The sequence below is a fragment of the Chryseobacterium sp. GVT01B genome (genome assembly GCF_019970045.1).
Taxonomy (GTDB): Bacteria; Bacteroidota; Bacteroidia; order Flavobacteriales; family Weeksellaceae; genus Chryseobacterium.
Map to the genome: position 1 here is coordinate 258317 of NZ_JAHXYI010000001.1, position 14325 is coordinate 272641.

General features: G+C 36.8%; 7 protein-coding genes. 3 read left to right on the plus strand and 4 right to left on the minus strand.

Annotated elements, in window-relative coordinates:
- Positions 1-2 precede the first annotated feature (2 nt).
- The 4 genes from LC457_RS01275 to LC457_RS01290 form a co-directional block, all read right to left on the minus strand.
- Positions 3-6881 carry an RHS repeat-associated core domain-containing protein gene (locus LC457_RS01275; RefSeq protein WP_223598281.1) on the minus strand — a complete coding sequence of 2293 codons (6879 nt, stop codon included), beginning with the start codon at positions 6879-6881 and terminating at the stop codon, positions 3-5.
- Positions 6882-6959: 78 nt separating this feature from the next.
- Positions 6960-8141: a lamin tail domain-containing protein gene (locus LC457_RS01280; RefSeq protein WP_223598282.1), complete on the minus strand. Its 1182-nt coding sequence runs from the start codon at positions 8139-8141 to the stop codon at positions 6960-6962.
- A gap of 16 nt (positions 8142-8157) precedes the next feature.
- Positions 8158-9489: a hypothetical protein gene (locus LC457_RS01285; RefSeq protein WP_223598283.1), complete on the minus strand. Its 1332-nt coding sequence runs from the start codon at positions 9487-9489 to the stop codon at positions 8158-8160.
- A 508-nt stretch (positions 9490-9997) separates the two neighbouring features.
- The gene (locus LC457_RS01290) at positions 9998-10822 is read right to left on the minus strand and encodes a universal stress protein (protein WP_223598284.1); all 825 of its coding nucleotides are present in this window, start codon (positions 10820-10822) and stop codon (positions 9998-10000) included.
- A 228-nt stretch (positions 10823-11050) separates the two neighbouring features.
- Here LC457_RS01290 and LC457_RS01295 point away from each other — a divergent pair, with 228 nt between their 5' ends.
- The 3 genes from LC457_RS01295 (at position 11051) to LC457_RS01305 (ending at position 14322) form a co-directional block, all read left to right on the plus strand.
- Positions 11051-12169 (plus strand): sensor histidine kinase, encoded by a 1119-nt coding sequence (locus LC457_RS01295; RefSeq protein ID WP_223598285.1) that lies wholly within the window; start codon positions 11051-11053, stop codon positions 12167-12169.
- The gene (locus LC457_RS01300; RefSeq protein ID WP_223598286.1) at positions 12166-12930 is read left to right on the plus strand and encodes a LytTR family DNA-binding domain-containing protein; all 765 of its coding nucleotides are present in this window, start codon (positions 12166-12168) and stop codon (positions 12928-12930) included. The genes LC457_RS01295 and LC457_RS01300 overlap by 4 nt, the downstream gene beginning before the upstream one ends.
- Before the next feature lie 270 nt (positions 12931-13200).
- Positions 13201-14322, plus strand: a complete 1122-nt coding sequence (locus LC457_RS01305) for an efflux RND transporter periplasmic adaptor subunit (RefSeq protein WP_223598287.1) — start codon at positions 13201-13203, stop codon at positions 14320-14322.
- Positions 14323-14325 lie beyond the last annotated feature (3 nt).

Below are 14325 nucleotides of genomic sequence, written 5' to 3' on the forward strand. Positions count from 1 at the left end.
TTTTATGGTTTTGAAAGTGAGAATATATTATAAACAGTTTCTGATAAATTATACGTGTTTTGGAAGCTATTCAGCTGGCCATTGCTTCTTCCTGAATACGGATCAAAAAAGTTGATATGTTTCATTCTTGAAAAATCCTCACTATATTTTATTTCAGTAACCAGAACGGCGTGCCCTTGTCTGTTCCCGGCTGCTTCTGTGGTGCTGAAACCAAGATATACAGGGTGACCTGACTGTAAACTTTCCACAATGAATTTAACAGCCTGTTTTGTCAATGCTGAAGGAATTCCGGAATGGAAATAATAGTCGTTCTTTGCTTTAGCTTCATATAGGGCATCTACTTTCAATCCGAATTTCTCGAAATACTCTTTGGTTTGATCGGCACGTACTCCTCCAGATTCATTGGCTGCTTTTTGCTGAACAGAAACATCAAGATCTATACCTAAATATTTTGCTGCGGCCCTTGCTACCGTAGGTACACAATCTGTTTCACCGGTCTGCGGCTTATCAGCAGCAATATCCATAGATGCGGTTTTCCAATCTACAGCTTCTGCTCCTTCATGAGCTAAGTGATTCAACCCGGAGGTTAATAATCCCTGTTTTAGGCCATCCCAGAAATTACCTCCTGCAATGGAAGAGGAAAGACCTCCGGAAAGACCACCGGAAGCAAGCATTAGAGCTTTTAATAATCCTACATTTCTGGAACCAAAAGAACTGATCGAAATAGAATTCCCTTCAACGGAGAATTTATATCCTGATTCGCCTAATGCCTGTACTCCGCTGGATACTACAGAAGAAATAGCCCCACTCATAAATCCTGAAATAAATTTTCCTCCTCCTATTTCGGACATTGCTCCTCCTGACAAAGCATGCATCCCCGCCTGGAAGGCAGCCTTACCGACGGTCAGAGTCTGTGAAAATATAGAGGTGGCGACACTTCCGATTCCAAAGCTGATGATACCACTTGCAAGCCCGGTTGTAATGGCTTGTCCCATACCATACCAATATGGAACTCCATTGATGGTGTTGATGACAGCGTGTGTTACGGCAGACACTACTACAGCAATGATAAGAACGGCACCTAATCCTATATTTCCACTTGGATCAGTGTACAATAAAGGATTATTGGTTACATAACCAAATTTATTATAACTCTGTGTATTAAAAGGATCCTGAATAATAGTATCAGGACTAAGGAATCTTCTCATGATAGGATCGTAAATCCTTGCATTCATATGAATAAGCCCGGCTCTCCACAGATGTTCATGTCCGGTATATCCTCTGTCAATAAGGAGAGTTTCCCCATTGAACTGCTGCAGGTCTACAATTTGTCCATCCATCATTAATCCTTTAAGATTTCCCCACGCATCAAAGAATCGTTTTTCAACAATAGAACCATCATCTTTTGAAATGGCTAAAATACTTCCCAAATGATCACGATGCAGATAGTAGTTTTGAGACTCCTGAGATCCGTTCAAAAAGCTTACAACATCTTTTTTAATATAATTTGCAGAATAAGGATCTCCTGTAATATAGGTAACGATTTGCAGTGTGCCACCTCCTTTTCCAGATCTTCTTGTAAATTCTATGGCACCGTCGGCAGAATAATATTTTCTTTTTCCTGAAGCTGCTGAAATCATTGAATATCTTGATTTCATTAAGTTGTATTCAAAACTTAAATCTTCTTTGTTAGGAACCTTAACTGTTAATGGCGAATTGAATGCATTGTATGTTACTTCGGCAAAACCTCGGTTCGCATTTACTTGCTGACCATTCGCATTAAGAGCGATATTGTTTAGTTTATAATCAAACTCGCCATTGTAGTTATAGTAACCAAGGTCAAGATTTGCAGCCATTCTTCCTCTTTTATCATAAGAATACTGATTGGTTACAGTGCCATTGGTTGTTTCCTTTAATAGTCGGTTTAATTTGTCATATTCAAAAGTTTCACTTTTTCCAAAATCATTGCTGTTTCTGGACCTTAAAACTTCTTTATTGACGTCAAAATCATACATCATGTCCAGTGCAATCAGACCTCCTTTAGCATGATTCGTTCTAAGAAGAGTTCCATCCTGCGGGCTGTAGTAGTTATTGATAATATAACCATTGCCATATTCCATTTGTGTAGCCTGATTCAAAGCATTCACCGAAGATGTATGCCATATCATCTTATTGGCATTAACGTCGTTCTGCTGTGTCAGGATACCATTACTGTCATATACATTCTTTGTTTTTGAGGTGGTTGTATAGGCATTCTCATTCCATACGGCAGAAATAGCTGTTTCATCTACTCTTCCAAAGGTGTCGAAAGTCAGGTTACTACTATAAATAAACTCCGGAGTTTCCTCCTTCTTTCCTTTGATACGATAATACTGGTCATATTCTGTGGTATAGGCAAAGTTTTTTCCGTTGCTTGTTCCATAGATCTTTTCCAGAAGCTTACTCGTTGGATTGTACTGATAGAACTTTTCTATAGAAGTATTTTCTGCCGGGGTTTTACCGTATGTTTTTTCTGAAATAGTTTGTCCAAAATCATCGTACTGTAATACGGTATACCCTTTAGGATTGTCTTCACGAAGTAACCTTCCCAGAATGTCATATTGATAGGTATATGTACCTGAGGATGGATCTACAATTTTTTTCTTGTTACCCCAGTCATCAATTTCGAAAGTGGTTTTGCTGCCTTCATAGTTGGTTTCTTTTAAAGATCCATTAGGGTAATAGGTATAGTTAATTGTTCCACCATGATCCTGCTGAACAATCGTGTTACCGAAAGGATCCAGTGTTTTGGATATTTTTTTATGGCCATCATCAACGGTTACTTTTAATCCTTCGTAGCAGGTAATAACTGTTTTTCCTGTGTAAGTTACATGCTTTACCGCTCTGTTGTAGGCATCATATTCTATTGTATTCCATTTCGTCTGCTCACCTTCAAATAAAGGTTCAGATTTCTTTATTAATTTTCCGAAAATGTCATATTCGCTCTTTTTTACAATCCATTTACCATTTGTACTCTGGGTTTTGGTTTGTATTTCTCTGTCGAATTCATCATATGCTGAGATCGTTTCTACTCCTCCTTCTCTCTTTTTTGAGATCTGATAAATTCCTCCCGGAATTGCTGAAGCAGAAGATTTACTGATGGTAGTTTTCTTACCCAGATAATCAGTAAATGAAGTGATATTACCCCAGCCATCATAAGTATAATAAGTCTTTAATCCTCCAATTGCGGCTGTTTCTTCTAAAAGTCTTCCTATTGTATTTACTACCGTGGAAGCTATTAAGCCATCAGGTGTTGTTGTAGAAGTTCGGTAACGATTGGTTGAGTCGTAATCATATGTAGTAGTCTGAGAGGCAATTCCTGCGGAAGAAATTGTTTCCTGCTTCAGATTCCCAATATTATCATAGACAAAGCTCTTATTTAACGACTGAGAATTTTGGCTGAATTTCTGAATTTCTTTGATTGATCCATTTGTTGGATAGTAAGTACTTACTTCTTTTGCGGTAAACAAATCACCTTGTCTAAAAGAATTATTAACCTGCTCACTGATTTTCCCGTAGAAATAATGAAGACCATTTGTGAATTCCGGCTGATAAGTAAAGTTGGAATGTGTTATCGCATAATCCCCATAATTGATCCATGTTTTCTTTAATTTAAGATCGTCGGCTTCATCATAGGTATATCTTTTAATGACATTCATGTTTCTAAGGTTATCAGTCGTTCTTTCCTCTGTGCTGAGAATAAGGCTCTGATTTCCTTTTATGAATTTTTGATTGATGAAATTGGTTTCTGTTAAAAACTTGGAGATTCCTCCGTAAGTAGTTTTTAATAGGACGTTATCTAATAAAGGATCTTTGGTATTTACTGTCCAGAAAAGAGCATTAGCAAGCTTTTTATTTCTGAATTTTCCATTTTGCAAAACCGATTCATATCCGTCCGAAACGTAGGTTTTTTGGAATCCTAAAAGACCTCTTCCGTCAAGACTTTGTATAGCATTTTCATAACGGTATTCTTTTGAAAGAATTTTTCCACTGAAAAGAGTATGAATCTTATTAACCAGATATAATGCTCCGTTGGTCTGATGGGTATATAATGGATATTTTAAATCATTATCCTTGTGTACGTAGCAGATCTCTTCTTTCGTATCAAGTTTCATCATCTGGCGGTATTCAACTTTTTGCATAACAGTAGAACCGTTATTCACCTCCTGAATTTGTTTTTCCAGGAAATTATTGTTGTTGAATGTGATCTTAAATTCAGACCCGGTAGTGATGTCAAAATTACTGATAGAAGTCTTGTAGGTATTTAAGAAATTAACCTCATCAGAAACTGTGAAAAGAGAGAACGGGGTTATTTTTTCGTCTTTTAAATCAATTTCCTGATTTAGCTTGGTAAACGAGGTATTTCCGTTGTTATCTGTAGTATTGACAAAGAATTTAACCTTATTAAATCCAGGCAGCAGGGTCATGTAGATTCCCGGAACATCTGTATTGGTAATGCTGAAATGCGTTGGCCCTACATATTGAGGAAAACCAGGAACCAAACATTTATATCCCTGTTGAGCGTTGATATATATGGCTGGTACAGCTTGTGCAGTAGCATTATAGCAGGAGTGTGTGTATACCTGCTCAGTATATAAATCACCAATATTTTCATAGGTAAAATTGCTGATCAAAGGGTTCTGATCATTATATTGTATTTTACCGAACTTTGTGATGGAGACAAGGTCAGATTTCCCATCATTGTTGATGTCTGTTACAACTACATTTCCTACGGCAAACCCTTTCATTGAGTTGTCAGGTCCCCATAAAAATAAGTCCCATCCGGATTGCTTAGGAATTGTTTCATCCTGTGAAGGTTTAATATACGCTAGTTTTTGAGCTGTAAGATCAAGCTGGCTCGGGATAAATTTTTTACCATCCGAAGTGTACATCCACCATATAAATTGCGGTGTGTTTTCAATAGCAATCCTTAGTTTTGAGAAAGGATTCATGGTATTAAATACAAACTGTGGAGTCATAAAATCCGTAAGGCCATCTCCGTTGAAATCTCCTAAAAGAATAGGAGTAATAAGTTTTCCGTCACTATTATAGCTGAGATCATTTAAAATATTTGTTGAAGACTGTCCTGCAATATCACCATATGGCTTTATGGTCATATCATTTACATTGATCTTATAAATACCATATTGGTTACCAGATATAATCATAATTTCCGGTACTCCGTCACCATCCATTTCCAAAAGTCTGTAATTGTCTTCTGTAAGCAGAAGAGAGGTTACTGCAAACTCCTTTCGTGTAATGACATCCCCGGTTTCTTTACCTACTTCATATAAATAGATTTTTTGATTAGCCTGTGTATTTCCGCTGATATAAATAAGATCGAAAAGACCGTCATTATTAAAATCCCCCGGAATAAACATTTTCTGGGCTATTCTGGGAGGAGATGTATAGGTTTGCTGTCCCTGAAAACCGCTGCTAATCCATGGGATAGAAGGACCACCAGAAATAACTTTTGTTTTTCCTGTTTTGAAGTCCCGGATTTCTATCTGTCCCTGTAACGACTCGTGTGTTTTGGAAATAGTATTGACAATGATCAGCTGGTCATTAGTTGTAATTTTACTGTCATTAATTAATGTTTTTCCCGTAAAGATTCTGGTATGGGCATTAACATAGGTGCTGGGAGTTATCTGGCCATAAGGGCTGTTAAGATAAAATATAGGATTTCGTATACTACCTGGCTCTGGAGGAGGAGGGGTAGATCCGCCAAAACCTCCGTTTGGCCCGCTTCTGAAATCAGTAACGGTAGTTGATACATAGAATATATCGTTTCCGCTATTGTTATAAAGGTTACCTGCAGTTACATCTCCTAAACGATAAGTACTTGCAGGAGTAGTAGCAAGCTGACGCTTTGTTACCTCAGCAGTACCTGTGGAATTGGGAGAATTATAATTGAAGTTGAGCGGTCTCAGGCTTTCTCCGGTTTCATTGAATACATTGATGGTACGTAACCTTTCGTTACTGTCCGCATCTACAAAATCATAGCTGAAAGTGTACTTCCTGTAATCGCCGGAATAAGTAGATCCAGTGACAATTTCAGAAATGACTTTACTGTTGATATACTGCTGTCCGTTTCTATAAATTTTTGCAATTTTTTTACGGTCTTTGTATAATACTTTTAAATAAAATTTATCCGTACCGGTGTCTGTTCCTCCATAGGATATTTTATCCAGTCTTGGAGTATTGTTTGTAATTACATAAGTGTAATGGATTTCATTATCAAATGAATCCGCCATTTTTACAATATAGTGCTGCCCTGGTGAAAGCTCATTATACCAGGCAATTTTTCCATCCGTATACTGAATAATGAAACTATATGTTCCAGAGGATTTTGTAATCTTAATCTTGGAGAAATTTTTAGTAACATATTCTGTATCTGATTTTTTAAGGAGCCTTTGGCCATCTAAATAATAAGGGTCGTTGTCATCAAACTGCGGACCTATGGTGATCCCGTCTACATTCTGACTTTTTCCTCCTCTGCTGATAATAGAAAGGCCTGTGAAACTCCATCCCCATCCGGCATTTCCGTTTCCTGCCTGGCTATTGTAAACCAAGGCTGTATTGGGCTGAAAATTATTTAACCCTTTTAAGGTTTCCAAAGGAACAGTATAAGTAAGTGACCCTCCTTCGCTGACAGACATTTCTGATTTTATAGAAGGGATAAGAGAATAGTCTGTCGAAATGGTCTTTGAAGAGTTCTGCTGGTTTTCTTTATACCCTGCAGTATTATACTCAAGAGATACAGATGTTGCTTGCTGAGCTCCTACAAATTGTGCTAAAGAGAGAAGCGCAAGAACTCCAAGAAATTTTATATTTTTTATCATATGAATTGATTATGATCTTATATCGATACTATTAATAGCACAGGCCATGAAAGAATATGGCCTGTCAATAATTTTTTATTAGCGCTTCATAACATTTTTACCTACAACCTGTCCTGTGTTTAGCGTAAACTTAGCTACATAGATGCCGGTAATCTGGTTTCCTAAGCTGAAACTGAAATTGAAATTCGCAGGATCCTGCAAATTATTTTTGGTAAATAAAAGAGCCCCCGCTCCGCTGAATACTTGAACTGAAGTTACTTTTCCTTGGGCAACACCTGTAATACTTACATTGGCGATATCTGTGGTAGGGTTGGGGGATAGCTGGATAGCCATTTTGATTTGCTCCAGATTATCCTCTGCATTAACTTCTTTGGCCATAGCTGTTTCAGATAATTCCGTATTGGCTTTTAAAAGTCCGTTGTTAATAGCAGAGCTGTTTCCTCCCTCATCAAAGCTAAATCTTTTACTTCCGGAAGTAAGTCCTACGTTAATAGATTGAGTAACATAAGGAATTGTAATATCACATTTATTATCAATAAGATCTCCCGCGTTTGAGTCCCAGGTCAGAATATCGTAATTTTGAGCTAAGATATTTCCTACATAGTCCTCCAGAGGTTTAACAGGAGGCATAACAGTGGCAACTAGCGGATTGGGAAACTGAGGAGTATTATAATCATACTGCCAGTCTTTAACCTCATAAAATACACTAGGATTGGAAACTGCATCAAAACCTACAGAAACTCCCATACCATTGCCGTTCTGCTGGAAAGAAACCCCGGAAGCTACCATTTCCTGCTGTAAATTATGGCCGGCAACCTTTTTAGCAATAAGCTCTATTGTCTCGTCAGTATTGCTTAACTTGATGACATTCTGATAGATAATCTGGTCCTCTTTGCCCTGAGTGGTGGAGAAAAAATTAGGAAAATAATCACCTCCTGAGTTATTATTGGCAACGACGACCATGAATTGTTTAGACTTTATGATTTTATCAGGCAGATCAAAACTTCCTTCATTATCCCTTAATTTCCAGTCTTTAAGATTAAGATCTGTATCGCTGGCATTAAAAATTTCAATAAATTCCCCACGATGTCTTTTTCGTAACTTTTCAAATAGTTCAGGGGTAGGATTTTGGTAAGGACCATAGTTTACATCTATGTATTCCGAATAAGGGGTATCTCTGTAAACCTCAGTGATGACAAGCTGAGCAGAAGATAGAAGGGGGAATAATATAAGTACCCCTCCAAATAATTGTTTTTTCATGGTTGGTTAGGAGAAATTATACTTTATTTAAAAATTTTTGCAGTTTCTCAAGATGAGAAGATTGGGAAAAATTTCTGTTTTGATTAAGCTGTGCTATTTTCTGTTCCCAGGGATCGGAGCTGGTAGTAAGATCTTTTGCATTGATGACCAGATAAAGATATTTTTGGGTTAAGTGTTCCTGATTTGTTTTTTTTAGATATTTAATAACAAGAATATTAACAGAGTCTATAACAGATGTATTCCTGATTCCTGATTTTTTGTTAAGTAAAGAATTAATATTGTTTTCGGCCTCAGTGGTTTGATTTTGTAGCAGATAAAAATCTGTTTTTTTACATTGAAGAACAAATTCCTGGTTTTCATCTGTTTTCTTTTGCTCCATTTCAGAAAGAAGTATTTGGAGCTTTTGGGTATTTGATGGCTGATGCTTTTTTGCAGCATTAAAATATGAAGTGGCACTCCAGAAATTCTGTCTTATTTGATGGTTTTTTTCTTCCATGGATAAGAGGGTTTGGAAGTCTCTCTTTTGTTTACCCAATCTTCTTGTCCAATAAACTGCTGAACGGTCTTTAGGATAGAGGCTATGATATTCTTTAGCAAATTGAATAGCTTGATCAGAGCTATGATTTTTTACATTCCTTTTAATAAGAATAAGATAGAGTTCTCTTATATGGTTTTCTCTTTCTTTTTTATAAGGTTTATTCTTAAGTAGAGTAAGTTTAGAAGAAAGCTCATCATTGGTTAACTGATCAAACCGGGCTTTAAAAAGCTTTTGGTTCTCCTTGTGCTGCTGCTTTATGTTGGGGTTTTTCTTGTGATGAATCTCTCCGGCTTTAAAGGAGATAAGTTTATTCACCTTGGCAAGCTGATGTTGAAGTGCTTGATCCTCAGGATACCGAGAAGCAAGCTCAGAAAGCTTATTTTGGGCAACGGAAAGGAGGTTGCTGTTTTTTAATCGGCTTACTTTTTTATTTCCTGTCGCCATTTTTATATACTGGCTGTATAACCTTTGTTTCAGGTCTTTATTATCAGGATACTTTTGGACGGCATTTTCTAAAATCTCAAGATAAGCAGATTCCTGTTTAGGCTTTTGAAAAATACATCGCCGTAATCCGTCATAGGCTCTTGCCTCCTGTGGTCGGCTGGATATTATCTGTTCATATTTTCCTTTTGCCTTTGCCCATTTTTTCTCTTTGCAGAATGCCTTGGCGTTCTTAAGAAGAGTGTTGACATCATCATTAGTTAGAGAGTTTTGTGGACTGGGAGAGTTTTTGGAAAAAAAATAAGAAGGAATAAGCAACGCGCCAGCACTCAATGCTGAAAGTTGCAAGAATCGTTTTCTGGAAACCATGGATTCGTGGAAATTAGTGTTTCTTAAAAAAAATAAAGGGAAGGTAGGTTACTACTACTAAATAATAGGCCTCATCTTTCGGTTTAACTTTAATAAACTCTAATCGTTTGCCTTCCCTTAACGGTGACAAATGTAGTAAAAAATATTAATCTGCAAATAGTATTTTGAGAAAAAAATATTGTTTAGAGATTGATTATGATGGGTTTTTATTGATGTAAAACAATTGTTTTTGTATTATAAAGATTGATATAAAAATTATAAGTTTATTTTGTTTTATAATTTTTAAAATATTTCAATATATATTAAAAATTAAATATTGTGATTTTTTTTCATTTGTACCTCCGAATTAGGATAATATGTATTTCAGTTTAATCATAAAAGCTAAAAATTAAGGATAAAAACAGGGCCGGAAATTATTTTTCCGGTCCTGTCAAACAAGATTAAGTGTAAAATTTAGCCTTTAAAGGCAAAAAAGGATAATTTAAATGTGTTCAGATTTTTATTGATCTTAATCTATATTGAGTGGAATTGATAGTAATGGTACTTTGTTTTTATAGGCCATAATAGCTGTTTTGCTACGATGGAAAAGAGATTCTACAAGATTGTATTTGTAGGGAACCATCGTAAGCAGATCCGGATTTGTCAGTCTGATTTCCTCCTCAATAGCCTTGATGACTTCGATGGATTGAATCATTTTAAAACTGTATTTAATATCATCCAGATCATATCCGGAATTCAGGTCAATATCATGAATAACCTCCGTGAAATCTTCTAAGCTTTCACTTACATTGAATACCTCGATCTCGGCATTAAACTCATTAATGAAATAATAAATGTCGTTCATTGCGGTCCAGGTCATGCTTTTATGAGTATCATAGGCAAAAAGGATTTTCCTGATTCCTGTATATTCTATGTGGGAAGGAACAATTAATATTGGTCTTTTAATTCTGTGAATAGCTCTTGTTACGCTGTTGCCCAAAAGCTTTTGTTCCAAAGTTTTTTCGGCCATTCCCATGACGATAAAATCACATTCGTGGATCTGCATGCAGTTTTCAAGCTCTTCCATGAAATTTCCGGAAGCCAGATGATGCGTTGCTTCTATACAATAAAGTGTTTTAAGTTCGGTTGCCTTGTCTTCAAGTTTTTTCTGATTTTTAAGGGTCTGGGTGTAGAAAAAATCTGCCGAAGCCTGTGCATTCAAAGCATGTATAGAAATGGTTTGCAGATTAAAAAGTACGATTGTGTATTTATTTTCTTTAGCCATAGATGCTGCATAATGAGTAGCATTTTCAGCTTCGTGAGAAAAATCTGTGCAGACAATTATTGTTTTCATTGTACCGGATTTAATACTGCAAAACTATGATAGGCAGATGTTGTCTTATCGTAAAAATAGGGTGATGTTGCATAAAATGATGATGAAATGTCTTTTTCAGGTGATGAACCGTAACATTCATTTGAACGCTGCTATTTTACGTTTCAGGGGCGGTTTTGGCGGTCTCGTTTAAAATAGAGAATACTCATATAAAATCTATTTCTATATTTACATTCACAACTCCCGGATATGAATAGGATTTCTACCATCAGGAAAAATATAGTACGGAATAAGAAGATTCTTTCTACCATGAAAAGAAGGCTCGTGATTTGGGCAGTAGCAGTAGTCACTTTCTGTGTTTTTTCCTACCTTATTGATCCCTTTGATCCCGTTTGGAAGGGCTATCTTGATGCTCCACTAAAGATGATTCTGGAAGATGCTTCATGGATTATCTTTTTTTCTATACTCATTTCCGAGGTTAGTATATTTATTGACAGAACACTTAATAAACTTTTGCCTTGGAGAGACAGAACTATAAAGCGACTGCTTATTCAGTGCTTGCTTCAGATTGTGGGAAGTGTCATGATTGTGATTATCATCAATGCAATTGTAGACGGTACCTCAGTCACATTACCCGAGATGGACTCCCGAAAAGAATATACTCTGCTGGGACAGTGGATCGCAACAAATATTGTGATATCATTGATTATCAGTGCATTTAATACCGTGGATTATTTATTGGAAAACTGGAAAAAAACTGCCGTAGAAGCCGCTCAGCATAAAATAAGGGCATCTAAACATAAACAGGCTGCCATGGCCGCAGAACTTCAGGCGCTGAAGCTGCAGATTGATCCTCATTTTATTTTCAACAATTTAAGTGTACTGTCCGAACTTATTCTGGAAGATCAGCAGTTAGGCTATGAATATTCAGAGAAGTTTGCAAGAGTATACAGATATCTGTTAGTCAATTCCAAAAAAGACATCATTATAGTAGAAGAGGAGCTGAAATTTTTAGAATCCTATATCTTTCTGATCGAAAAAAGAATTGGTGAAGGCGTTGTCTTTAAAATAGATATTAAAGAAGAATACAGATCCATGTACACCCTTCCGTTATCTTTACAATTATTGGTTGAAAATGCCATTAAACATAATCAAACTTCAAAGGTGAATCCTTTGGAAATACAGGTTTATACAAACTCTGATGGCGAGCTGGTGGTATCCAATACATTTCTGCCATTGATCAATAAGCCGGATTCCTCGGGAGTAGGGCTTACCAACATTGTTGCGCGATACGAAATCTTAGGATATCCTAAACCTGTGATTGAAAAAACTGAAGATAAATTTATTGTAAAACTTCCATTGATATGAAGATTAATAAGATTTTAATAGTTGAGGATGAAAGACCCAATGCCGATAGGTTGAAAAGACTGTTGTTGAAGTTAAGACCCCATATCGAAATCCTGTCTGTAGAAGACTCGATTACCTCAACAGTACACTGGCTGGAAAATAATGTCGTTCCGGATGTCATCATGATGGATGTCCGTCTTGCAGATGGGCTCAGCTTTGAAATATTCAACAAGCATGAGGTGAAAAGTGCAGTTATATTCACTACAGCATACGATGAATATGCAGTACAGGCATTTAAATACAACAGTGTAGATTACCTTCTGAAACCTATTGAAGAAGAAGAGCTGGATGCTGCTTTAAAACGCTATGAAACCTTTATGGAAGCCGTTCCGGTAGTAGGAACAGCTATAGAAGGTCTTCTTAATTATATCCAGCCTAAAGATTACAGAAAACGTTTTCTCATCGCCCACAGAGACGGATATAAAACCGTTCTGGCAGAAGATATCCTATACTTTTATACCGAATTGGGAATCAGTAAAGCCATGCTGAATACCGGAGTTGTAGAGAATGTTCCCCAAACGTTGGAAGAACTTGAAAAACAGCTGGATCCCAAATTCTTTTTTCGTGCCAACAGGCAATTTATCATTCACATCAATTCCGTGAAGCAGATTTTTAATCATTTTAACGGAAAACTGAAGCTGGAATTGAGAAAGCAGCCTGATATGGAAGTGATTGTAAGCCGTGAAAAAGCTTCTATATTCAAATCCTGGATGGATTATTAATCTCAAAAATACAAATGAGACTGCTTTGTCTAAAAAGCAGTCTTTTTTTGCTTTACTTATGAAATAGGTTAATTTATCTTTAGCAATTCAGCACTTATTTTATCCCAAAAATCTCTTTTTCGTCACAATTATAGGAAAAAAAAGCTGTTTTCCTTTCATTTTTACTATCATACGCTTCACCCCCGATTAACTACGCTTCACCCAACTTCTGCATGAATATCCTTATTATATGAAGTTATTTTGCTCCTGTAAAATTTAAAAACTCATATTATGAATTACAGAAAAGGATATCTGGTACTTTCACTTATGGCAGCAGCAATACTGTATTCGTGCGGTTCCGGGAATGGTCAGGAAAATGCCCAGCAGATGCAGCAGGCGTTACCTACAGATTTTATCCAGGTGAAATCCGGAGATGCAGATGTGTCTACAGGATATCCGGGAAGCATAGAAGGGCAGGACAATGTTGATATTAAAGCACAGGTGACAGGTTATCTGGAAGCAGTATATATCAAAGAAGGTCAGTATGTAAGTAAAGGACAGACCCTTTTCAGAATAAATCCTTCAGTATACAACGAGCAGGTAAACACCAATGAAGCCGCTCTGAAATCAGCTATAGCAGCACAGGAAACAGCAAGATTGGAAGTTGAAAAGCTAAAACCTCTTGTGGAAGGAAAAGTAGTTTCAGATATGCAGCTGAAAACAGCTCAGGCAAGCTATAAAGCTGCTTCAGCACAAGTAGCGCAGGCACAGTCTTCCTTAGGTTCATCAAAGATCAATGCTAATTTTACCTATATCAAAGCTCCTGTGAGCGGATACATAGGAAGAATTCCAAACAGATTAGGAAATCTTATCAGTCCTTCTGATGCCGCTCCATTGACAACGCTTTCAAGCATAAACAGTGTGAACGTATACTTTTCAATGAATGAGGCTGATTTTATCGCTCATAGTAAAGCTGCAGTATCAGGAAATAATACAGAAGATGTAGAACTTATCCTTGCAGATGGTTCCACCTATTCTCTTAAAGGAAAACTGGAAAATGCCAGTGGAAACTTCGACAGAAATACAGGAAGTATTCAGATGAAAGCCGTTTTTCAAAATCCGGATAAATTATTAAGAGCCGGAGGAACAGCTAGAGTAATGATTCATAATGCGTTGAATGGTGTGATCAAACTTCCGAAAACATCGGTGAAAGACATTCAGGACAGATTCTTTGTCTATAAACTGAATGGTAAGGATAAAGTTAAAATGACTCAGATTACCGTTTCAGGAAGTACGTCTCAGGATTATTTTATCAAAGAAGGAGTGAATGCAGGAGATAAGATTGCCGTCAACAGAATTGATGCTCTTACCGATGGAGCACAGGTTGTTGCCACAACAGTTCCTTTGAAATAGTTG